Origin of the sequence: Polaribacter vadi (assembly GCF_018861005.1) — a bacterium.
Classification (GTDB): Bacteria; Bacteroidota; Bacteroidia; order Flavobacteriales; family Flavobacteriaceae; genus Polaribacter; species Polaribacter vadi_A.
In genome coordinates, this window is the sequence record NZ_JAHKQL010000001.1 from 40,343 (window position 1) to 62,927 (window position 22,585).

The 22,585-nt window shown below is 28.6% G+C and carries 19 protein-coding genes; 10 read left to right on the forward strand and 9 right to left on the reverse strand.

The window, feature by feature from the left end; genetic code table 11:
- Positions 1 to 27 precede the first annotated feature (27 nt).
- The 7 genes from trpD to KO506_RS00175 all read left to right on the forward strand — a co-directional run bounded on the left by trpD (position 28) and on the right by KO506_RS00175 (position 8,134).
- Positions 28 to 1,020 (forward strand): anthranilate phosphoribosyltransferase, encoded by a 993-nt coding sequence (gene trpD, locus KO506_RS00145; protein WP_215992901.1) that lies wholly within the window; start codon positions 28 to 30, stop codon positions 1,018 to 1,020.
- 1 nt (position 1,021) lies between these two features.
- A complete protein-coding gene (locus tag KO506_RS00150) occupies positions 1,022 to 1,192 on the forward strand; it encodes a hypothetical protein (protein WP_215992902.1) in 171 nt (56 codons plus the stop codon).
- 91 nt (positions 1,193 to 1,283) lie between these two features.
- Complete coding sequence (gene trpC / locus KO506_RS00155; RefSeq protein WP_215992903.1) at positions 1,284 to 2,072, forward strand: indole-3-glycerol phosphate synthase TrpC; 789 nt, start codon at positions 1,284 to 1,286, stop codon at positions 2,070 to 2,072.
- Between the two features lie 2 nt (positions 2,073 to 2,074).
- Positions 2,075 to 2,782: a phosphoribosylanthranilate isomerase gene (locus KO506_RS00160; protein WP_215992904.1), complete on the forward strand. Its 708-nt coding sequence runs from the start codon at positions 2,075 to 2,077 to the stop codon at positions 2,780 to 2,782.
- A 55-nt stretch (positions 2,783 to 2,837) separates the two neighbouring features.
- On the forward strand, positions 2,838 to 4,022 hold the full coding sequence (gene trpB, locus KO506_RS00165) for a tryptophan synthase subunit beta (protein WP_215992905.1): 1,185 nt from the start codon (positions 2,838 to 2,840) through the stop codon (positions 4,020 to 4,022).
- A 94-nt stretch (positions 4,023 to 4,116) separates the two neighbouring features.
- The gene (trpA, locus tag KO506_RS00170) at positions 4,117 to 4,884 is read left to right on the forward strand and encodes a tryptophan synthase subunit alpha (protein ID WP_215992906.1); all 768 of its coding nucleotides are present in this window, start codon (positions 4,117 to 4,119) and stop codon (positions 4,882 to 4,884) included.
- Positions 4,885 to 4,972: 88 nt separating this feature from the next.
- Positions 4,973 to 8,134, forward strand: a complete 3,162-nt coding sequence (locus KO506_RS00175; RefSeq protein ID WP_215992907.1) for a S41 family peptidase — start codon at positions 4,973 to 4,975, stop codon at positions 8,132 to 8,134.
- A 94-nt stretch (positions 8,135 to 8,228) separates the two neighbouring features.
- On the opposite strand, the gene KO506_RS00180 is transcribed toward KO506_RS00175, so the two are convergent.
- The 8 genes from KO506_RS00180 to KO506_RS00215 all read right to left on the reverse strand — a co-directional run bounded on the left by KO506_RS00180 (position 8,229) and on the right by KO506_RS00215 (position 18,850).
- On the reverse strand, positions 8,229 to 9,041 hold the full coding sequence (locus tag KO506_RS00180; RefSeq protein WP_215992908.1) for a T9SS type A sorting domain-containing protein: 813 nt from the start codon (positions 9,039 to 9,041) through the stop codon (positions 8,229 to 8,231).
- 225 nt (positions 9,042 to 9,266) lie between these two features.
- Entirely contained in the window at positions 9,267 to 9,731 is a 465-nt protein-coding gene (locus tag KO506_RS00185; RefSeq protein WP_215992909.1) for an FKBP-type peptidyl-prolyl cis-trans isomerase, read from the reverse strand.
- Positions 9,732 to 9,745: 14 nt separating this feature from the next.
- On the reverse strand, positions 9,746 to 11,431 hold the full coding sequence (locus KO506_RS00190) for an amidohydrolase (protein ID WP_215992910.1): 1,686 nt from the start codon (positions 11,429 to 11,431) through the stop codon (positions 9,746 to 9,748).
- 81 nt (positions 11,432 to 11,512) lie between these two features.
- Positions 11,513 to 11,719, reverse strand: coding sequence for a hypothetical protein (locus tag KO506_RS17050; RefSeq protein WP_252726738.1), 207 nt, complete (start codon positions 11,717 to 11,719; stop codon positions 11,513 to 11,515).
- 68 nt (positions 11,720 to 11,787) lie between these two features.
- On the reverse strand, positions 11,788 to 13,221 hold the full coding sequence (locus KO506_RS00200; RefSeq protein WP_215992911.1) for a M20/M25/M40 family metallo-hydrolase: 1,434 nt from the start codon (positions 13,219 to 13,221) through the stop codon (positions 11,788 to 11,790).
- Between the two features lie 23 nt (positions 13,222 to 13,244).
- Entirely contained in the window at positions 13,245 to 13,961 is a 717-nt protein-coding gene (locus KO506_RS00205) for a hypothetical protein (RefSeq protein ID WP_215992912.1), read from the reverse strand.
- Between the two features lie 84 nt (positions 13,962 to 14,045).
- Positions 14,046 to 15,815: a hypothetical protein gene (locus tag KO506_RS00210; RefSeq protein WP_215992913.1), complete on the reverse strand. Its 1,770-nt coding sequence runs from the start codon at positions 15,813 to 15,815 to the stop codon at positions 14,046 to 14,048.
- Positions 15,815 to 18,850: a tetratricopeptide repeat protein gene (locus KO506_RS00215; RefSeq protein WP_215992914.1), complete on the reverse strand. Its 3,036-nt coding sequence runs from the start codon at positions 18,848 to 18,850 to the stop codon at positions 15,815 to 15,817. The genes KO506_RS00210 and KO506_RS00215 overlap by 1 nt, the downstream gene beginning before the upstream one ends.
- A 161-nt stretch (positions 18,851 to 19,011) precedes the next feature.
- Here KO506_RS00215 and KO506_RS00220 point away from each other — a divergent pair, with 161 nt between their 5' ends.
- From KO506_RS00220 to KO506_RS00230, 3 genes are read left to right on the forward strand one after another with little or no spacing between them, the layout of a single operon-like run.
- Entirely contained in the window at positions 19,012 to 19,698 is a 687-nt protein-coding gene (locus KO506_RS00220) for a cell division ATP-binding protein FtsE (protein WP_215992915.1), read from the forward strand.
- Entirely contained in the window at positions 19,698 to 20,576 is an 879-nt protein-coding gene (locus KO506_RS00225; protein WP_215992916.1) for a glycosyltransferase family 2 protein, read from the forward strand. The genes KO506_RS00220 and KO506_RS00225 overlap by 1 nt, the downstream gene beginning before the upstream one ends.
- The gene (locus KO506_RS00230; protein ID WP_215992917.1) at positions 20,569 to 21,381 is read left to right on the forward strand and encodes a 2OG-Fe(II) oxygenase; all 813 of its coding nucleotides are present in this window, start codon (positions 20,569 to 20,571) and stop codon (positions 21,379 to 21,381) included. Before KO506_RS00225 ends, KO506_RS00230 begins: the two co-directional genes overlap by 8 nt.
- A 2-nt stretch (positions 21,382 to 21,383) precedes the next feature.
- On the opposite strand, the gene KO506_RS00235 is transcribed toward KO506_RS00230, so the two are convergent.
- Positions 21,384 to 22,460 (reverse strand): glycosyltransferase, encoded by a 1,077-nt coding sequence (locus tag KO506_RS00235; RefSeq protein ID WP_215992918.1) that lies wholly within the window; start codon positions 22,458 to 22,460, stop codon positions 21,384 to 21,386.
- Positions 22,461 to 22,585 lie beyond the last annotated feature (125 nt).

The window sequence follows — 22,585 nt, forward strand, 5'->3', positions numbered from 1 at the left end:
AAGAGAGAAATTAAAAGGGACTTTTTTATGAAAGACATATTAAATAAATTATACAATCACGAAAGATTGTCTAAATCTGAAGCAAAACAAATCTTAAAAGATATTGCTGCAGAAAAATATAATGATGCACATTTAGCATCATTTATGACTGTTTTTATGATGCGTCCTATAACTGCAGATGAACTTTCTGGTTTTAGAGATGCGTTAAAAGAATTAGCTATAAAAGTAGATTTATCAGATTACAATACTATCGATATTGTAGGGACAGGAGGTGATGGAAAAGATACATTCAATATATCAACATTAACATCATTTATAGTTGCAGGTACAGGTCAAAAAGTGGCAAAACACGGTAATTATTCTGTGTCTTCTCAATCTGGTTCTTCAGATATGTTAGCCACTTTTGGGTATCAATTTACCAATGATGAAAACATTTTAAAAAAACATTTAGAAAAAGCAAACATTTGTTTTTTACACGCACCAAAATTTCATCCAGCAATGAAAGCTGTTGGACCAACAAGGAAAGCGTTAAAGTTAAAAACGTTTTTTAATATGTTAGGACCTTTGGTAAATCCGAGTTCGCCTAAAAACCACATGTTAGGTACTTTTAATTTGGAAGTTGCACGTTTGTATAATTACATTTTACAAGAAGAAGAAAATATCAATTACGGAATTATTCACGCTTTAGATGGTTATGATGAAATTTCGCTAACAAGCGGATTTAAATTATTCAATAAAAAAGGAGAACAATTGATAACTCCTGAAGATTTAGGACAAAAAAGGTTACAGCAGTCTGATATTTTTGGAGGGAATTCTGTAGCTGATGCTGCTAAAATTTTTAAATCTATTTTAGAAGGAAATGGTACTGAAGCACAAAATAATGTGGTTTTAACAAATGCTGCATTTGCATTAACAATTGTTGATGATCAAAAGTCTTTTGAAAGGGCATTTGAAGAAGCAAAAAGTTCTTTGTTTGGTGGTAAAGCAAGACAGACTTTAGAAAAATTAGTAAGTATTTAAAATGGCAAAAAAGAAAAACAATATAATTTTGATAATACCTGCTTTCTTGTTAATGGGAACAGCTATAGGAATACAAACCAAAGATCTTTTTAAACAAATGATTATTGGTTTAATAGTAGGTGTAATTGTTTACTTTTTTCTTAGATATAGAAATAAAAAATTAAATAAATAATGTCATTTCGAACGAAATGAAATCAAGTTGAGAAATCTAAAAAAAATAATAAGATTCCTCCAAAAAGTCGAAATGACAAATATTGAAAATAATGACAATTTTAGATAAAATAATCGCATTTAAAAAGAAGGAAATTGCTAAAATAAAAGCAGAAGTTCCTATTAAGAAATTAGTAGAAAGTCCTAATTTTGATAGAACACCTTTTTCATTAAAAAAGGCTTTGCTAGAAGTTGGTTCAACAGGAATTATTGCCGAGTTTAAACGTCAATCTCCTTCCAAAGGAATAATCAATGATAAAGCAACCATTACAGAAGTAACTAATGGGTATTTAGTTGCAAATGTTGCTGCGCAATCTATCTTAACAGATACTTCTTTTTTTGGTGGTACAATGGCAGATTTAATGGAGGCAAGAACAATCAATCAACAAAAACCGATTTTAAGAAAAGATTTTGTGGTTGATGCTTTTCAAATTGTAGAAGCTAAAGCAATTGGTGCAGATGTAATTTTATTAATTGCTTCTTGTTTAACATCAGCAGAGTTAAAAAACTACGGAAATCTTGCTACAGATTTGGGTTTAAGTGTTTTATATGAAGTGCACACGCAAGAAGATTTAGATAAAATTAATGATTTAGATAACAAAATTATCGGAATCAATAACAGAAATTTAAAAACTTTTGAAGTTGATTTAGAACACTCTATAAAATTAGCAAATCAAATTCCTGATACTTGTATTAAGGTTTCAGAAAGCGGAATTTCTGACCCAAAAATTATTACTGGTTTAAAAGAATTTGGGTTTCAAGGATTTTTAATTGGTGAGAATTTTATGAAAGAAGAAAATCCTGGAGAAGCTTGTCAAGAATTTATCAGTCAAATTAGATAAGTATGAAACTGAAAGTCTGTGGAATGAAATATGTAGAAAATATTCAGCAAGTTGCTGAATTAAATCCTGATTATTTAGGGTTTATTTTCTATGATAACTCCAAAAGAAATTTTGAAGGCATTATTCCAGAATTTTCAAATTCGATTAAAAAAACGGGTGTTTTTGTTAATGAATATGTAGAGATTGTTATTTCGCTAGTAGAAGAGTATAGATTAGATGCTATTCAATTACATGGTGATGAATCTGTAGAATATATTATCAAATTAAAGAGACAATTAGCAGAAAACAGAGCTTTGTTTATTGAAGAAAACAAGCAGATTAAAAAGAAGAAAAATCAACATTATATCTCGAAAAATGAAGTTGAAATAATTAAAGTTTTCGGAATTAAAGATGAATTTAATTTTGATGTTTTACAGCCTTATTTAGATGTTGTTGATTTCTTTTTGTTTGATACAAAAGGAAAAGAAAGAGGAGGTAATGGTACAAAATTTGATTGGTCTGTTTTAGAAAAATATCCTTATGATAAACCTTTCTTTTTAAGTGGTGGAATTGGTCCAAAAGATATAGAACAAATCCAAATAGTAAGAAAAACAAATTTACCCATTTACGCGTTAGATGTAAATAGTAAATTTGAAATGGAGCCAGGTAGAAAGAAAATAGAAGAATTAAAAGAGTTTAAAAAGAACGTCATTACGAACGTAGTAAAATAATCTGCTGATTAATTAGGAGATTGTTTCGTAATTCGGATTTACAAAAAATAAAAATATGAAATCACAATTTCAGCCAGACAAAAATGGATATTATGGACAATTTGGTGGAGCATTTATTCCAGAATTGTTATATCCAAATGTAAAAGAGTTAGAAGATAATTATATTCAAATTATCGAATCTGATGAATTTCAAAACGAATATAAATCTTTATTAAAAGATTATGTTGGTAGGCCAAGTCCATTGTATTTAGCCAAACGTTTGTCAGAGAAATATGGTGCTTTTATCTACTTAAAGAGAGAAGATTTAAATCATACAGGGGCTCATAAAGTAAACAATACAATTGGTCAGATTTTGATTGCTAAGAAATTAGGTAAAACTAAAATTATTGCAGAAACAGGCGCAGGTCAGCATGGAGTTGCAACTGCTACAGTTTGTGCTTTAATGGGCTTAGAATGTACTGTTTTTATGGGCGAAAAAGATATTGAGCGTCAAGCACCAAATGTTGCTAGAATGAAAATGTTAGGCGCAAAAGTAGTCCCAGCATTAAGTGGAAGTAAAACTTTAAAAGACGCTACAAATGAAGCTATAAGATACTGGATTCAGCATCCAGAAACCTTTTATTTAATTGGTTCTGTAGTTGGTCCACATCCATATCCAGATATGGTTGCTCGTTTACAAGCTGTTATTTCTGAAGAAATAAAATGGCAATTAAAAGAAAAAACAGGTAAAGAAAACCCAGATACAATTATAGCTTGTGTTGGTGGTGGTTCTAATGCAGCTGGTGCTTTTTATCATTATATGGATAATGAAGAAGTAGAGCTAATTGCTGTAGAAGCTTCTGGTTTAGGTGTAAATTCTGGAGAGAGTGCTGCTACTTCTCAATTAGGTGAAGTTGGTATTATTCACGGTTCTAAAACCATTTTAATGCAAGATGAATATGGCCAAATTGTTGAACCTTATTCAATTTCTGCTGGTTTAGATTATCCAGGAGTTGGACCTTTGCATGCATATTTATTCGATTCTAAAAGAGCAAATTTTATGGATGCAACTGATACAGAAGCATTAACGGCTGCTTACGAATTAACAAAAATTGAAGGAATTATCCCTGCTCTAGAAAGTGCGCATGCTTTAGCTGTATTATCAAAAATTAAATTTACAAAAGACCAAGTTGTTGTTGTAAATTTATCTGGTAGAGGAGATAAAGACCTAGAAACCTATATTAAACATTTAGAGGATTAGTAACTGTCATTCCTGCGAAAGCAGGAATCTCATAATTAACATGAGTACATTTAAAAAAAGATTCCTGCCTACGCAGGAATGACAACAAATAATTATGAATTCAATTAAAGAATTATTTCAACAAAAAGATAAAAATTTATTATCAATTTATTTTACTTGTGGTTATCCAAAATTAGATGATACAACTAAAGTAATTACTGCATTAGAAAAAAGTGGTGTAGATTTTATTGAGGTTGGTTTACCTTATTCAGATCCTTTAGCAGATGGACCAACGATACAAGATAGTAGTCAAAAAGCACTAGAAAATGGTATTAACTTAGATTTGGTTTTTGAGCAGTTAATGACTATTAAAGAAACTAATAAAACACCTTTAGTTTTAATGGGGTATTTAAATCAAATGTTAAAATATGGCGAAGATAAATTCTGTCAAAAAGTTGTAGATTGTGGTATTGATACGTTAATTCTACCAGATTTACCTATGGTGGAATTCGAAAATCATTATCAAGAATTGTTTGATAAATATGGACTTACAAATGTATTTTTAATAACACCTCACACATCAGAAGAAAGAATTAAAAAGATAGATGAATATTCAAAAGCATTTATTTATGTTGTGGCTTCTGCATCAATTACAGGTGCTAAAGGAGAAATTTCTAACAAACAAGTTGCTTATTTCGAAAGAATTAAAGCAATGAATTTAAAAAGTAATCTAATTGTTGGTTTTGGTATTTCTGATAAACAAACATTTAATACAGCTTGTAATTATGCAAATGGTGCAATTATAGGTTCTGCTTTTATTAAAAATTTAGGAAAAAACGGAGTTGCCTCTATTGATGGTTTTATAAAACCGATAATTAGTTAAATAAAACTTAAAACAGTCTTAAACAATTTTCGAAATTTAAGAACCGGTCTTAATATAGTCTAACTTAGTTGTTTTAAATTCAAATAAAATGACTAAAAAAACTATTCTATTCATTGCAGTTATCTGTAATTTAACTTTTTTAAACGCCCAAAATTCGTTGGTAAGAACACCAACAATTAGTCCTGATGCTTCTAAAATGGCATTTGGTTATCATGGAGATATTTGGGTGTTAGATTTAAAAACTAATCAAACAAATAGATTAACCATTCATCAAGCTTATGAGAGTAATCCTATCTGGAATACCAAAAGCAACGAAATTATTTTTATGTCCAATAGAAAAGGAAGTAGAAATATTTTTAAAACTGATTTAAATGGTGGTGTACCAAATCAAATAACTTTCTATCCAACAACAGATACTCCAAGTCAGTGGAATGCAAATGGAGATATTATTTTTTCTAGTAACCGAATTTTTAAAGGTACAGAAAGAGAGTCTTCTATCTATAAAATTAACGAAAAAGGAGAAACACCAACTCGTTTTATGGAAGCTTTAGGAAGTCAAGCTTCTGTTTCTCCAAATGGAAAATTTGTTGCTTTTGTAAAAGGGACTTGTAGAATTTCTAGAGAAGATTATAATGGACCTGCGCAAAGAGATATTTGGATTTATAATATAAAATCAAAACAATATCATCAAATTACAACTAGTAAAAAGAACGATCATACTCCACTTTGGGATGCAGATAACAATCTGTATTATATAGGTTCAGAAAGTGGTAGATATAATATTTATAAAACATCATTAAATGCAAATGGTAGTAAATCTGGTTCTGAAACTCAATTAACAGACTTAAAAGTTGATGGAGTTTTATCTTTTTCAGTAAGTAATACTGGTACAATTGTTTACAATAGTGGAATTGAAGTTTTTAAAATCCAAAACGGAAAATCTAACAAAGTAAACTTAAATTTAGCTACAGACAATAGATTCGAATTAGAAGAAAGAAAAACAGTTTCAGACGGAATTAGAGATTTAAGTGTATCACCTAATGGAAAATTAATCGCTTTAAGTATTAATGGAGAAATTTTTGTAAAAGAAAACAACAAAGACCAAACAAAAGCGAATAATGTAAGTAATCATCCTTTTAGAGATGATAACCCTTTTTGGATTGATGATAATACTTTAGGTTTTTTATCTGACAGAAGTGGTCAAAATGAACTGTATAAAGTTGTTTCTACGGATGAAAACGTGAGTTTAAATAGAAGTTTAAAAATAAAAGTAACTCAACTTACTAAAAGTAAAATTGATGTTTTTGAACCTATTTTATCTCCAAACAGAAAGAAATTAGCCTACAGAATTGGTAGAGGTCAATTAGTTATTGCAGATGTAAATGATGGAAAATTAGACAAACCAAAAAGTTATTCAGATACTTGGGCTGCTGCAAATAGTGTTGCTTGGAGTCCTGATAGTAAATACATTGCTTACTCTCAATCAGATTTAGATTTTGATAGCGAAATTTATATTCAGTCTATAGAAAAACCATCAAAAAAGATGAATATTTCTATGCATCCAAGGTCAGATTCTAGACCAGTTTGGAGTCCTGATGGTAAAAAACTTTCTTTTGTTTCTAATAGAGCAGGAGATAGAGGAGGTATCAATTATGATACTTGGATGGTTTGGTTACAAAAATCTGATTGGGAAAAAACGAGATCTGATTATAAAGAAGGTGATTATTATCAACAAAAAGAAGATAAAAAGAAAGATAAAAAAGAGGTTGTTGTTAAGATAGATGAAGATAAAATTTATGATAGATTAGTGCAATTAACAAGTTGGGCTGGTAATGAATATGGAGCTATGTTTAGTGCAGATAGTAAAAGTATTTATATTTCTGCAACAAACCCAGCAACTAGAAGTAATGGATATTATAAAGTAGATTTATTAGGAGGTACCCCTAAAGAAGTTAAAGGTGTAACTTTTGTTGGTGGCAATAGCTTAAACAAAGGAACTTTGTATTATTCATCTAGAGGGAAATTAAAATCTTTAAGTTTAAAGAGTGATAAGGTTGCTTCTTTTTCACATTCTGCAACTTATACAGTTTATAATGATAAATTAAACGAACAAGTTTTTTACGAAGGAGTTAGAGCAATAACTGCTGGTTTTTACGACCCACAATATCATGGTTATGAGTGGGATAAGATTGTTAAAAGATATACTCCTTGGGTTTTATCTGCAGCTACAAAACAAGACTATACTTTTATGTATAATAATATGCTTGGACAATTGAATGCAAGTCATATGGGGTACAGAGGTAGTTCTCCAGAAGAAGTTTCTAGTGATAAAGTTGGTCTTTTAGGTTTAGCAGTTTCTAATGTAAATAATGGTGTTAAAATTGATTATATTTTACCAAATTCAGCTGCAACAAAAACAAATGTTTCTTTAAGTACTGGTAATGTTATTACTGCTGTAAATGGAAAGAAAATTGGTAAAAACACAAATTTTTATAGTGTTTTAAGAAATACTTCTGGTGATGAAATTCTTTTAACTTTAGCTGATAAAAAAGAGGTTGTAGTAAGAACAGAATCTACAAGAACTATTAGTAGTTTACGTTATGAAGAATGGATAAATTCTCGTAAAAAATTAGTTGATGAATATTCTAATGGACAGTTAGGTTATATTCATATTCAAGGAATGAACTTGCCAAGTTTTGAGCGTTTTGAGCGTGAATTAAAAGCAAGTGGTTATGGTAAAAAAGGTATTGTAATAGATGTTAGAAATAATGGAGGTGGTTGGACCACTGATCGACTATTAGCCGTTTTAACTTACCAGCAACATGCTTATACAGTGCCAAGAGATGCTACAGATAATCTTCAGAAAAATAATTTAAAGTATAAAGAAAACTATCCTTATAATGAAAGAGCTGTTTTATCTGTTAATACTAAACCTTTAGTAGCATTATCTAATCAAAGTAGTTATTCTAATGCAGAGATTTTTGCACATGCATTTAAGAGCTTAAAATTAGGTAAATTAGTAGGTCAGCCAACATTTGGAGCAGTAATTTCTACAGGTAGTCATCGTTTGCAAGATGGTTCTATTAGAATGCCATATAGAGCTTGGTACGTTAAAGAATCAGGATTAAATATGGAACATGGGCCAGCAGTACCAGATGTTTTAGTAGAAAACAAACCAGGTTGGAAAGCAAGGAATGAAGATGATCAACTTAAAAAAGCTGTTGAGGTTTTATTGCAAGATATTAAATAATATTACTATTTATTTTATTATAAATCAAAAAAGCGAAACTTTTTAAGTTTCGCTTTTTGCTTTTATTTACATAAAAAAAGGGAACAATTTAAATTTAATGCTGTATTATAATTTTTTTTGTTGTACTTATATTATTTTCATTAGATAATTTTACAAGGTAAATACCTTCAGATAATTCAGATGTATTTATGGTTTGAACTGTATTAGTAATTTTTTTAGATATAATTTTTTTACCTAGTAAGTTGTAGATTTCAACTTTGCTAACTTTATTGCTAACATCATTTATTTGTAATTGATTGTTTGTAGGTATTGGATATAATTGGGTTAAATTTAATTCCTTCTCTTCAACAGAAGCTACAGCACCTTCTTGGTAAAAACGTAATTCGCTAATAGTGTTCCAAGCACTTGTATTTGCTTCTGTAGTTGCGTTTATTCTACCATAACAAATTAGTTTTACATGAGTTATACTATTTTGTACACTAGGCAAAATAAACTGTTTGTAAGTACCATCTATATTGCTTTGTTGTTTAGCTCCTCCATATACATCAGTATAATTAGTACCATCAGAAGAAACTAATAATTGAAAACCATAAGGATCATCTTTAGCTAGAGTTAAATATTGAATTTCAGCTAAATTATAAGTAGCTCCTAAGTTAAAAATTAATGAAGCTTCACTTGTAGCATTACCTAAGTTTCCTGCCCAATCAGTATCATCATCATTATCAACAATGCGTTCTTTTACGTTGTTTTTTGTGTCTGTAACTTCTTCATCAAAAGCAGAGACAGCAGTTACACCACTTATTTCTGTATTGCTTGTTGTTTCTTGCGCAGCTATTGTAAAGCTTAAAAATAGTAGTAATGTGTTAAAAAGTGCTTTTTTTTGTTTTAGTAAGTTTAAAGTAATCATTTTTTCGATAGTTTTAGTTTTAAGTTAATAATTAATAAATGGTTAACCAAATATAGTAATTATATTTTAATTGCTAAAAAAATGAATTAATGATTGTTTTTTAGATGTTTTATTGAGAATAACTATGTATTTTCTGATAGAGAGTAAATTTGATTCCTAGATTGGGGTTTTATCTTTAAGTTGATTACTTTAGGGTTAAAAAAATAATATAGAGTTTATATTTTTTTAATTAATCTCTAAAAGTTTTACATCAAATAGAACTACTTCACCTGCCAAAGAAGAATAAGAATAATAAGGGTAGCCAATTTTAGAAGGAATTATTAAAGTAGCTTCACCACCTTCTTTTAAGTAAGTTATACCTTCAGAAAAACCAGTAATTAATTGATTTAAATTAAAGGTTGCACCATCTTCAGAGCTTTCATCAAAAACAACACCATCTGTATTATAACCTTTATAATATACAGTTACATTAGATGTAATTGTTGGTGAAACTCCAACACCTTCTTCTTTTATGATATAATACAAACCAGAATCACTTTTTTCTGGATTTAAATTGTTTTCAGTAATATAATCTTGAATTTCAATTTCGTTTAAAGCATCATAATCAACAGGATTTTCATCTATTGGTTCAGAGTTTAAACAAGAAATACATGTAAGTGCTAAAATTATTATTGATAGATAGGATTTCATAAGTAAGTTTAAATTTATTCTGTTTTTTCGTTTTCTATTATTTTTTCTTCCTTTTCTTCTTCATTCTTTTTAACGACTTCTTTTATGGTATACACATTTTCTCCATTTAAATAAGTAGCTATTGCTTTTGTATTAGGTATTTCATTACCATCTATACTCATAAGATCTTGACTTAGAATTACAAAGTCTGCAAATTTACCAACTTCAATTGTTCCTTTTTCTTGCTCTTCAAAATTTGCATGTGCAGCCCAAATTGTCATCCCTTTTAAAGTTTGAGTTCTTGTTAATGCATTACCAATTTGAAAACCTTCTTCTGGAAAACCTTCTAAATCCTTACGATGTCTTGCAGCGTAAAACGTTAAAAACGGATTTACTTTTTCCACAGGAAAATCTGTACCTAAAGCAATTTTTCCATATCTGTTTAATAAATTTCTATAAGCGTATGCGCCTCTCATTCTTTCTTTGCCTAGCCTTTCTTCTGCCCAATACATATCTGATGTTGCATGAGTTGGTTGTACAGAAGGTATAATATTGTTAAAACTTCTAAAATCTTTACTAGATATTATTTGTGCATGTTCAATTCGCCAACGTCTATCTTCTTGGTCTTTTAAAGCTTCTTTATAGGTTTTTAACATCCAAGTGTTTGCAGAGTCACCAATTGCATGTGTGTTCATTTGAAATTCTGAAGCAGCAATTTGTTTGGCAATTTCTCTATATCTTTCTGGAGGATAAATTAAAGCTCCAAAATGATTTTCTCTATCAGAATAAGGTTCACGTAAAGCAGCACCTCTAGAGCCTAAAGCTCCATCACCATAGACTTTAAAAGATCGTACATTTAATCTGTCTGTTTTGTAAATTCCTTGTTTTATATAGTAATCAATTTGCGATTGTTTGTCACCAGAAACCATTGCATAAATTCGCATTTTTAATTGATTTTTCTTTTGTAAGTCATCAATTAAATCGATTGTGTTTTTATCTAAACCTGCATCATCTACAGTTGTTAATCCATAAGAGAAACAGATCTTTTGAGCTTCTAAAAGAGCGTCAATAGATTCTTGTCTTGTTGGTTCTGGTATTTTTATAAAATCCATAGCAGCATCAATTAAAACACCAGTCATTACTCCGTTTTTAGTAATGATTTCTCCACCAGTTACAGGAGTGTCTTTATTAATACCTGCTAAGTTTAGGGCTGCTTGGTTTACTAATAAGGCATGGCCATCTATTCTTGTAATTGCAACTGGAGTTGATGGAAACAAAGCATCTAATTTTTCTTTAGTTGGGAACTCTTTTACTTCCCAATCATTTTGGTCCCAACCACGACCAGTTATAAAACTTACATTTTTTTCTTTTTGGTATGCTACTAAAGTATCTAGAATAGCATCGTAACTTTTTGTGCCTTCTAAATTTGCTTTTTGTTGTTGTAAACCCATTCTGTAAAAATGACAGTGAGCGTCTATAATACCAGGTATAATTGCTCTTTCTTTTGCGTTAACAGTGTCTAAAGCAATGTAATTTTCTAAAATTTCTTCATTAGTACCAATGGCTACAAATTTCCCATCCTTTACAGCAAATGCTTCTTTTTTTTGAAAAAAATCATTAATAGTATATGTGGTAGAATTATAGACAATTAAGTCTACCTTTTCTTTTCCACAAGAAAACAGTAACAGCGTTAAAATTAAGATGGGGATATTCTTTGTCATAATTAATTAGTGAATATACATAAATTATATTCCATACATCAATATAAATTGAAGTGGAATTCTAATGATTTCTAATTTCTTTTAACCTCTTTCAGGTTTTACTTTTGTTACATTCCATATATGAATGAATAATATAATTATACTTAATGCTGAATATTTTACAGTTGCTCTAAATAAAAGACCTAAACCTAAAATAAATTCGATAATACTAGCAGTGTAGTTATTCTCTTTTTTAGGTAATAAAATTGAAACAAAGTGTTTGAAAACCTTAGGTTTAATTAAATTCATAATTCCTGCGAAGCAGAAAAACGAACTATAAATAAATTCTAATATTAGGACTCTTATTTTCAATTACTTTAAAGTTTTACTGGCGAATCTGAGTATAAATATTTATCCATTAAATAAACAATGCTTGCCATAGATGCACTACCTAAAACTAATTCTCTTTTATTAACCTTATCAAAAGTATCTCTACTTGTATGATGATAATCGAAATAACGTTGAGAATCTGGTCTGTAACCTACTAAAGTTACATTTTCGCCTTTTAATGGGCTAATATCTGCACCAGAACCACCTTTGTCTAAATCGTGTAAACCATAAGGAGAAAGTAATTTCTTCCAGCTTTGTAATAATTCTGTGTTTACACTATTAGCATCAATAGAAAAACCTCTTGGTGTATGGCCACCAGCATCAGATTCTAATCCTCCAATATGGTTTTCTTTGTTTAAAGTTGCTAGTTCAGCATATTTTTTAGCACCTCTTGTTCCATTTTCTTCGTTCATAAAAAACACAATTCTAATGGTGTTTTTTGGTTTGATGTTGTTCTTTTTAAACAGATAAGCAACTTCTAAAGACTGTACAATTCCTGTTCCATCATCATGAGCACCTTCACCTAAATCCCAAGAATCTAAATGACCACCAACCACAAAAATATTTTCTGGTGTTTTTTCTCCTTTTATTTCACCAACAACATTAAAAGAAGGGGCATCTGGTAAAGTTTTACAACTTTGTTTAAAGTAGAATTTTAAATTAGGATTTACTTTTAAATCATCACTTAAAATATTGGCAGCTTTACTACTAATAGCAGCTGTAGGTATGTGTTTTTCTATTGGTAAATCTCCATAACTCATTGTTCCTGTATGTGGATAATCATCAATAGAATTAGTCATAGAACGTACAATTACACCTTTTGCTCCAAACTCGCCACAAATAGCTGCACCTCTAACACGTTGATCTACACAACCTCCATAAGCTCTAAAAGTATTGATTAATGTATCATCAAAAGGACGATTAAAAAACACAATTTTACCTTCCATTTTATTACCTAAAGCTTTAGCTTCTTCTAAACTTTTAACCTCAATAACTTTTGCTAAAACTCCAGAATTTGGTGTTGCAACAGAAAAACCTAAAGCACAAATTGGCACATTTTTCTGATTTCCATTTGTTGTGTAAGTTGCTACTTCTTTTTCGCCACGAACCCAATGAGGTACCATAACTGGTTGCAACCAAACAGAATCTAAACCTACTTCTTTCATTAATTTTTCTCCCCATTCTACAGCTTTTTGCGCCTCTGGAGAACCAGATAATCTACCACCAACATTTTTTGTTAAGTCTCTTAACCACTCATAAGATTTACCTTCTGTTAAAGCAGAATTAAAAATAGTTTTAATGTTTGTAGAATCTGTTTTTTCTGCAATAGAAAGCAGATTAGAATTCTCTTTTTTTTCTATGTTTTTATTACAAGAAAAAATTAATAAAGAAAAGGGTATTAAAAATATAATTTTTTTCATGTGTTGTAGAGTTTGAATAGGAATTAAACTTCCTTTAATAATTTCTTAGATTCTTGATAGATGTATCTATATTTTCGTTGATTTACTTCTATCATATTATTTATTTCAGCAATAATCTCTTCTAAAACAATTTTTGCTTCTTCCTTTTTGTTTCTTCTAATAAAAAATTTTGATAGTTCTAATCTTTCTGGGTAATTAGAATATCTTTTGTCAATTTTTTTAAATTGATGTTCAGCTTCATCAAAATCGTTACATTTTTCTAAAGAAATAGCATAAATATAAAGAGAACTTCTAAAGGATTTGTCTAAATCTATTTTACTTGCGTAAGCTTTTACTTTGTTATAATCTTCTAATTCAAAATAGCATTTTATAGCTTTATTTAATGTATGAGGATTGTTTTTGTAATTCCCTTCTAAAGCTTTCTCATAATAGGGTATTGCTAATGCAAAATCTTTATTGTCTCTATGTGCATCTGCTAAATCTATTAGGTTTTGATAGGTTTCTGAAAAACTTAACCTCTTTTCTAGTTCTTTAATCTTTTTAGTAGGGTTTAAAGCAGTATCTACAGCATCTGTTAAACTTTTTAAATTAGCCCCATTAAGTATGTGCATAAAAAGGTAAACTAAAGAGCCAATTACAGGTACAAAAAAGATAACAAAGTACCAATAGGTTTCGTTTCTACTTTTATAAACGTGAAAAATACAAAAAGCTTGAAAAGCTATTATAATGTAATAAAGCATAGTCGTAAATATAAGAAAAATGTGATTTTAACTTATATCTTTTTTAAATAACTTAAACTATTTAAAACTTTAAGTAATAAGAATTTAAAAATCGAACTTATAAGTTATACCTCCTAATACTTGAAAACCTTGCACATTAAAGTTTGCAAAACGTTGGTAGTCTGAATTTAGAACATTATTTAATCTTAAAAAAGCTGAGAATTTATCGTTAAAATGATAACCTCCATTCAAATTAACATCAACAAAGGCATCTAAAGTTTGTATGGCACTTACAGCTGATGGTGAAGTTGATGCATAAATAATGTCTTTTCTTTCTCCAACATAAAATATATTTGTGGTTGCATACCATTTATTGCTTTTGTATTTACCAATAAAAGCACCTTGTATTGTTGGTAAGTTCCAAGCTTCAAATTGAGAACTCATTGTATAACTATCAAATTGAACGTTGGTAGAAAGTGTAATTCTTTTGGTTAAATCATATTCTAATTCTGCTAAAAAAGATGTTGTTTTTACATCGTCATAAACTAATGTAAAAGAATTACCATATTCAAAACCTTGTAAAGCAACACCGTTTATAAAATTATTAGTGCCATTAGATTTTGAGTTATTTCTGATGAATAAAGCCTTGTCTTGCTCTTCTTTAAAACTTGCTGATAAATTAAAACTAAGATCGTTATTAATTACACCATTAAAACCTAAAAAAGCATTGTATTTTTCTGCTGTTTGGGTAATGAACAAAGTAGGAGAAACATAAGGATTTTCTTCAGTAAATTTCTTGTAAGTATTGGTTTTAAAATCACCAACAACACCTGCGTAAGCATTAAGTTTTTCTGTTATTATTGATTTTTGAATCTTAATATCTGGGTAAACCAAAACATTATTCACACTATTTTCAGCATCAAAAGAACCAAAAAGTTTTGCGCCTAATTTTACAGAAAATCCACCAAAAGTGGCATTATATTCTGGATTTAATTTAGCAGTAAAAATGGAGTATTTTAAAGCAGTATCACTAGTATAATCGCTTTTAAATTCGCCATTTAATAATTCTACAGAAGTTTTTAATTGTAAATTATTAAGACTTCTACTAATAAAATCAATAGGCAAATCAAAATTTGTATTTAGGTTTATAAAAAACTCACTGCTTTTATAATCGTCCATAAAATAAGACAAAGACAAAACACTTTTATCTATATAAGAATCTAAAAAATCTACTTCACCAGTTGCATTAAAAAACTTATAAGCTTGGTTTTCTTCTATATTTTGAATAGTACTTGGTGCAAAAGAATTTTCTTGTAAACCATACCAATTGTAATTGTTTAATTCTGTGTTTAAAATTAATTTCCAATCGAAATAACGCTCTTCTTGTTCGTAAGAAACACTGGCTAAAAGATTAGAAAAATCGCTGTCTAAGTCTGTGTTTTCTATGTTAGCTAAAGAAGCTTCGTATTTAAGAGAAACACCAATTTCACTTTCAAAACGAGTGTAATTATGTAAATACGCTTCAAAATAAGGAGATGTAAAATTGCCAAAACCAGCAGCTATATAATTGTCGTAAATACGTTCTTTAACACCAACATCTATACCTTTTACAACACCACTTTTTGGTATAAAAGTAGAGGCAACTGGAGCCGAAAAAATGTTATAAGTCAGTTTTTTCTTTTTGCTGTTGTCTGATAAATTTACAACAGGGTTTTTATGAATCTTGTTAGCATCTGCAATTTCTGGATTGTAAGTAGTAATTACTTCTACAACCTCAGTTTTTACGGTGTCTTTTGCAACAACAGGTTTTGTTTGTTGTGCATTTGTGACTAACAATGCAAAGAAAATTAAAAATATGATTAAGCCTTTTTTCATTAATTTTTATTTTGTGGAGTTATAGAATTATTGGTTTTGGCTTCGTTTTCTTTTATTTTATCGAGTTCTATTTGAGCTTCTTTTACAATATCATCAAACTGAGTAAAGTTTTTAATTACGTTTTCTAAGATAAATGTTGCTTGGTAAGCATCTTTTAAACTGTAATAATTTTTAGCCATTATTACATAACTCTTTACTCCCCAATATTTATAAGCAGAATAATTTGCAATTAATTCTTGCACAACTTTGGTAGATGCTTCAAACTCATTTTCTAAATTTTTAAAGTAAGCATTGTAATACAAGGTTTCCGCCTTTAACTCTCCTGTTGCTTCTTGTTCTACAACACTATAATACTCTTGCGCTTTTTGTAAATCTAGATTTAAAAAAGATGCTCTTGCAATAATAATTTTTGCATCTAATTCTAAACTGTCATCTAATTTGTCTTTTTTCAATATTTTTTCAGCGTATTCTATAGCCAAGAAATAAGATTCTGTTTTTGAGTATGCTTTCATTAAATTACTCTGCGCAAACAAAATATTTTCTGAGACATAAGCCTCAAGTTCTAATCTTTCTAACAAAGGTATAGCCTCATTAAGATTTTCTTTTTGTAGATATATTTGAGATAATTTAGCCAAAACATCTTCGCTAAATTCACTTTGGCCAGCTTCTAAAACTACTTTATATTTGTCTGCTGCTTGGTTAAATAAACCTTCTTTAAACAAAATATCAGCTAAGTAATAATTCGCTTTTAAACTGTTTTTACCATCAGGAAAATTTCTTAAATATTTTTTTAGACTTAAAATACTTCCATCATTTTTACCTTCAAAGTATTTACGTTCTGCAATTGCAAAAGTTGAGTTTTCTAATTCATTATCAGAAACATTTACAAATCGTAAAGTTTTTGTCCAAGCAACATAACCATCTAAATTATCTTCATCTACATAAATGTTTTTGGCATTTCTTACAGCCTCTAAAGCATCCGAAGAATTTGGGAATTTACTCACCATCAATTTAAACTTTTCTAAAGCTTTTGCATTCTGATTTTCATTATAATACAATAATCCTTGACGTACTAAAGCTCTTGGTAAAAAAGCACTTTTTTGATGTTTTGCTAACAAACGATCGTAAGCTTGGTGTGCTTTTCTGTTGTCTTTTATTTTGGTATAAGTATTTGCTAATTGATACAATGCATCATCTTTTAAAGTAGAATTGCTATACTTATTTACTACTTTGGTTAATGCATCAATTTTAGCATCATTTTGGTTTTGAAAACCATAACTCATACCAATTTGATATTGTGCATAATCTGCTTCTGCACCATTTTTATCAACTACAGTTTTATAATTATTAATGGCACTTGAGTAGTTTCTTAATGCAAAATAACTATCTCCTAAACGTATAAATGCATCATCGATTAAAACTTCATCATCAACTTTAGTTTTAGAAAAACGATTAAAAGAATTAATTGCATTTTCGTATTCTTTCAGTTTAAAATAAGTGTAACCAATATTGTAATCTATCAAAGAAAACTCTACCTTATTTATTGATGTTAAATTGTTTTTTGCTGATTTAAATTTGGCTAAAGCTTCTGTATAATTTTCTAAACGATACAGAGTTTCTGCTTCCCAATAATTTGCTTTTTGAGAAATTTCTGCATCATTTGCACTTTTAGCAGTTGTAAAATAAGGTAGAGATTGTTGTAATTTCTTTTGATTAAATAACTGAATTGCTCTGTATAAAGAAACTTCTGATGTTAGTGTTAAATTTTCTTGCGATTTTTTCTTTTTTAAATAATCTAATGCACCTTGATAATCTTGTTGATGTAAAAATGATGAAACTACCAATTCATTAATTTCGTTATAAGAAGTTGAGTTTGGATATTTTTTTAGATAATTCTGTAAAACATCAGAAACGTTTTCAAAAGGGTTACCTTCTTCGTAACTCAATTTAGCATAATTTAAAGCAGCATCTTGCTGAATTTTAGAGCTAAATGTCATTTCGCTTGCGGTTTTAAAAGCATTTAAAGCTTCGTTTTTTTTATCTGTATTTAAATAACATTCAGCTAAATGATAATATGCATTTTGTGATACTTCATTTTTTTGAGTGATGATTTTATTAAAATAACTAATGGCGTTTTCAAAATCGTTTTGCTTAAAATAGGCATAACCTAATTGATAATAATCTGTGTTATTCCATTTACGAGCTTTGCCTTTATATGCAATAAGGTAAGGAATTGCTTCTTCGTATTTTTGTAAGTTAAAATAACTTTCACCTACAATTTTTGATATTTCTGAAATGTCTTTTCTTTTGGCTGTTTTTAAAAGTTCTGGCCCCACTTTTACACAACGTTCAAATTGCCCAGCTTTAAAACTGATGTCTAACAAATAATAAGAAATTTCTGATTTGTAAGATTTATTATCAGCAATTTCTTTTAACGTAGATTCTGCAATGCCATAATCTTCTTGTTTGTATGCTATATAACCATAATAATACCTAGAATCATTACCATATTTAGCATCGTTTATTAATGGTAAAAAACGATCTTTAGCTAAGGTTAGTCTATTCGCAACTACATAACCATAACCCATTTTAAAATTTAATTCCTTTCTGTTATCCTCAGAAATTAAATCCATATTTACTTTTTGATACCATTTTAAAGCGTGTGCTGCTTTTTTATTGGCAAAGTAGTAATTACCTACATTAAAAAACGCTTTGTTTTTTTTATTACTTGTTGGGTTTTCATCAACAAAAGTTAAAACTTTATCATCTGCATTAGTTTGGTTTAATTTTACAGCACACATTGCATCGTAATAAGAAGCGTCTGCTTTTAAACTAGAACTTTCTTTGGCATCTGTTTGTACTTTTTCGAAGGTTTTTTGTGCAGCAGCATACGCTTTATTATTATAAAGTTTAAGTGCATTATTAAAGTCTGTAATTACACTAGCCTCTGCAATAGATTGTTGTGAAAAAGCAACAAAAGTTGATAGTAAGAAAGTAAATGATAAAATAGATTTTATACTAAAACTAAATTTCATACAATTGTTTTTGTTATAACCTAATTAACGAACATTTTTTTAATTTGTTGGATGATGTCTAAAAAAATATTCAAAATAATTTACTGCAAAAATAAGAATTATTGAATTTTTGTATGCTAAAATCATAAGAAACTAATAAGTTTGTAAAAACGACTATTTTTATGGAAAAACCAGTTTTACAATTAGAAAATGCAGATATCTATCAAAGAGATAACTTGGTGTTATCTAAGGTTAATTTAACCATTCAAAAAGGAGGTTTTTACTATTTAATTGGTAAAACAGGAAGTGGAAAAAGTAGTTTAATGAAAACACTTTATGGAGATTTAAGACTGCAAAAAGGTACAGGTTCTATTGTTGATTTTGATTTAAGAAACCTAAAGGATAAAGAAATTCCGTTTTTAAGAAGAAAAATAGGAATCGTTTTTCAAGATTTTAAATTATTAAGTGATAGAACAGTTTTTGGAAATTTAGAATTTGTTTTAAAAGCTACTGGTTGGAAAAATAAAGAAGAAATTAAAGCAAAAATAAATGAGGTTTTAGATAAAGTAGGTATGCAATCTAAATACTATAAAAATACTTTTGAACTTTCTGGGGGTGAGCAACAAAGAGTAGCTATTGCAAGAGCTTTGTTAAACGATCCAGAATTAATTTTAGCAGATGAGCCTACAGGAAATTTAGATCCAAAAACATCGTTAGAAGTTATGGGCCTTTTAAATGAAATTCATAAAAGCGGAAAAACAATTTTAATGGCAACTCACGATTATCAATTAATTGTAAAGTTTAAACACAATACATTAAAAGTAGAAGCAGGAGAATTGTTTGAGGTAGTGCAACAAGCAACAGTTTAATGCTTTCTGTATTAATACCAACATATAATTACAATACCTTTTCTCTGGTTAAAGAACTTTACCAACAATTAATTTTAGAAAATATTAATTTCGAAATTCTTTGTTTTGATGATGCTTCAAATTCTGAATTAAATTTAGAAAACCAAAAAATAAATATTTTACCAAATTCAACTTTTAAAAGCTTACCACAAAATTTGGGCAGAAGTGCTATCAGAAACTTATTAGCTAAAGAAGCTAAAAACAAATGGTTGCTTTTTTTAGATGCAGATGTTTGCCCAAAAAGCAAAGACTTTATTAAGCAATATATTACAAAATTTAAAGTTACAGATACTGTTTTTTGTGGTGGATTATTATATGAAGACACACAACAAAATAAACAGTTGTTACGTTATAAATTTGGTAAAAAACACGAAGCAATACCCGTAAAAGAAAGACAAGCTAATGCAGAAAAGTATTTTTTTACGTCTAATTTTTTAATTGAGAAAGCAGTTTTTAAATCAGTAAAATTTGAAGAGAAATTAATAAAATACGGAAGAGAAGATTTATTATTTTCTTTAGAATTAGTCAAAAAAGGTTTTAATATTGAGCATATTACTAATGAGGTATATCATTTAGGTTTAGATGATAATGCTACTTTTGTTGCTAAAACAAAAAAGGCAATGGAAAACCTTGTTTTTATTGAAAAAGAACAACTAATTGCATCAGAAAACATAACTTTATTAAAATTTGTAAATCAACTTAAAAAGGTAAAACTGAATAAAACTCTAGGTAAATTTTATACTTTATTTGAGAGGTTAGCTATAAATAAATCTTCAGTTTTTTACTTAAGCTGTATGAAAGTTTGCTATTTGTGTTACCTAAAATCGAGCTATGAATAGAATTGAAATAGGACATTTAATTTATAAAAACTTACTTAAAAATAAAGCTGTATTAAAAGAACAGTATTTATCTTCTAAAGATAAAATTGGGTATTTTTTTATTGATGATATTCTGCCAAAAGAATTAGCAGAAAGTATTTATAAAAAATTTCCTAAAACTGAAGATGCAATAAAGAAAAAGAATTTAAGAGAGTTTAAGTATTTAGCCTATCAAATGGATAAGTACGATGATCTTTTAGAAGAAGTTATTTATGCTTTTCAAGATAAAAAAGTAGTAGAAATTATTGCGGAAATTTGTGATTTGCCTTCTATTTATCCTGATGAAAATTTGTATGCAGGAGGTTTATCATTAATGGGAAAAGATAATTTTTTAAATCCGCATTTAGATAATTCGCATGATAAAGACAGAAATAGATGGCGTGTTCTAAACTTATTGTATTATGCTACTCCAAATTGGCAATTAGAAAATGGTGGTAATTTAGAATTGTGGCAAAATGGTTTAAAAGAAAAACCATTAACTGTAAAAAGTAAATTTAACAGGCTTGTTGTTATGGCAACACATAGTAATTCTTGGCATTCAGTTTCTAAAATATCTGAAGAAAATGTAAGAACTTGTGTGTCTAATTATTATTTTTCTGATAAACCAATTTTTGAGTCAGATACTTTTCATGTTACAACCTTTAGAGCAAAACCATCAGAAAAAATAAAGGATTCTTTGCTACAAATAGATAATACTTTAAGAAGTACTGTTAGAAAAGTTTTTAAGAAAGGAGTTAGAGAAAATCCGCATCAATATAAAAAGTAAAATTATTTAAAATGAGATAACAAGAGTTGTTCTTGTGCTTCCCAAATTAATTCTGATTTTGCTTTAACAAGTGCATTGCTAAAATCTTTTTTAAGCATGGTTTCTATTTGATTGGCAATTGCTTCTGGAGTTCTTTTTTCTATAATTTCACCAACTTTATATTCTGTAACAATTCTTTTCATTTCTGGTAAATCAGATACTAAAATGGGTATTTCTGCTTGAATGTAATCAAATATTTTGTTGGGTAATGCATATCTATAATTGAGTCCTAAATCTTCTTCAAAACTAATTCCAATATTAGCATTAGGTGTAAGTTTATGTAATTCTTCTGGATTTAATTTTCCTAAAAAATAGACTTTATTTTGTAATCCTTTTTCTGTAATTTTTGTTTTTAATGATGTTGCTATATCTCCATCACCAATAATTACTAAAATCGTATTATTTAAAAATGGAACAGCATCAATCATTAATTCTAAGCCTCTACCAACATTTAAAACTCCTTGATAAAGAATTACATTTTTGTTGGTTACATCAAAAGAAAAAGCATCTTTTATAACTTCTTTTTTCTTTGGTAGATTTCTTATCGTGGTAAAATTAGTTTGATAAAGGTTTTTGTAATACTCAGCAATACTATTACAAACTGTATACGTGTGTTTTAGTTTGGGTAAAATCATTTTTTCTAAACCCACCCAAATACTTTTCTTAAAAGGTTTGTTTACCAATTCTGGCACTTCAGAAAATAATTCATGACTATCGTAAACTAATTTTTTTTGCTGTAATTTGCTTACAAGAAAATTAGCTAATAAAGTATCTAAATCGTTAGCTAATAGTATGTGTTTCTTTTTAAAAAGGAGAAATAAAAATAAGCGAAAATTAAATTCGGCATAGAATAAAAAGCTCTGATTAAAAACTAATTTTAATCTTTTTGTTTTGTAGTTTCTGTCAATTTCTATTGATGATTTTAATTTTCTACCAACAAGTAGAACATCAAAATTGTTTTCTACTAAAGTAGTACAAACCTTGTGTACTCTTTGGTCTGTGGTTAAATCATTGGTAACAGAAACAATTACTTTTTTCAATTTTTTTCTTTTGTGCAATATAGAAATAAAAAACCCACTCCTCAGTGAGGAGTGGGAAAATTGCTATGAAAAAGAATGATAAGATTACTCTTACCATATACTAGGACGTATCTTTATTTAAAAAA

What these genes read in the sequence shown, in the direction of transcription:
- KO506_RS00205 (WP_215992912.1), bottom strand. Translation starts at nt 13,961, where the DNA reads ATGCTTTATTACATTATAATAGCTTTTCAAGCTTTTTGTATTTTTCAC.
- KO506_RS00230 (WP_215992917.1), top strand. Translation starts at nt 20,569, where the DNA reads ATGAATAGAATTGAAATAGGACATTTAATTTATAAAAACTTACTTAAA.
- KO506_RS00175 (WP_215992907.1), top strand. Translation starts at nt 4,973, where the DNA reads ATGACTAAAAAAACTATTCTATTCATTGCAGTTATCTGTAATTTAACT.
- KO506_RS00220 (WP_215992915.1), top strand. Translation starts at nt 19,012, where the DNA reads ATGGAAAAACCAGTTTTACAATTAGAAAATGCAGATATCTATCAAAGA.
- KO506_RS00180 (WP_215992908.1), bottom strand. Translation starts at nt 9,041, where the DNA reads ATGATTACTTTAAACTTACTAAAACAAAAAAAAGCACTTTTTAACACA.
- KO506_RS00225 (WP_215992916.1), top strand. Translation starts at nt 19,698, where the DNA reads ATGCTTTCTGTATTAATACCAACATATAATTACAATACCTTTTCTCTG.
- KO506_RS00200 (WP_215992911.1), bottom strand. Translation starts at nt 13,221, where the DNA reads ATGAAAAAAATTATATTTTTAATACCCTTTTCTTTATTAATTTTTTCT.
- KO506_RS17050 (WP_252726738.1), bottom strand. Translation starts at nt 11,719, where the DNA reads ATGAATTTAATTAAACCTAAGGTTTTCAAACACTTTGTTTCAATTTTA.
- KO506_RS00210 (WP_215992913.1), bottom strand. Translation starts at nt 15,815, where the DNA reads ATGAAAAAAGGCTTAATCATATTTTTAATTTTCTTTGCATTGTTAGTC.
- trpA (WP_215992906.1), top strand. Translation starts at nt 4,117, where the DNA reads ATGAATTCAATTAAAGAATTATTTCAACAAAAAGATAAAAATTTATTA.
- KO506_RS00190 (WP_215992910.1), bottom strand. Translation starts at nt 11,431, where the DNA reads ATGACAAAGAATATCCCCATCTTAATTTTAACGCTGTTACTGTTTTCT.
- KO506_RS00215 (WP_215992914.1), bottom strand. Translation starts at nt 18,850, where the DNA reads ATGAAATTTAGTTTTAGTATAAAATCTATTTTATCATTTACTTTCTTA.
- KO506_RS00185 (WP_215992909.1), bottom strand. Translation starts at nt 9,731, where the DNA reads ATGAAATCCTATCTATCAATAATAATTTTAGCACTTACATGTATTTCT.
- trpD (WP_215992901.1), top strand. Translation starts at nt 28, where the DNA reads ATGAAAGACATATTAAATAAATTATACAATCACGAAAGATTGTCTAAA.
- trpB (WP_215992905.1), top strand. Translation starts at nt 2,838, where the DNA reads ATGAAATCACAATTTCAGCCAGACAAAAATGGATATTATGGACAATTT.
- KO506_RS00150 (WP_215992902.1), top strand. Translation starts at nt 1,022, where the DNA reads ATGGCAAAAAAGAAAAACAATATAATTTTGATAATACCTGCTTTCTTG.
- KO506_RS00160 (WP_215992904.1), top strand. Translation starts at nt 2,075, where the DNA reads ATGAAACTGAAAGTCTGTGGAATGAAATATGTAGAAAATATTCAGCAA.
- trpC (WP_215992903.1), top strand. Translation starts at nt 1,284, where the DNA reads ATGACAATTTTAGATAAAATAATCGCATTTAAAAAGAAGGAAATTGCT.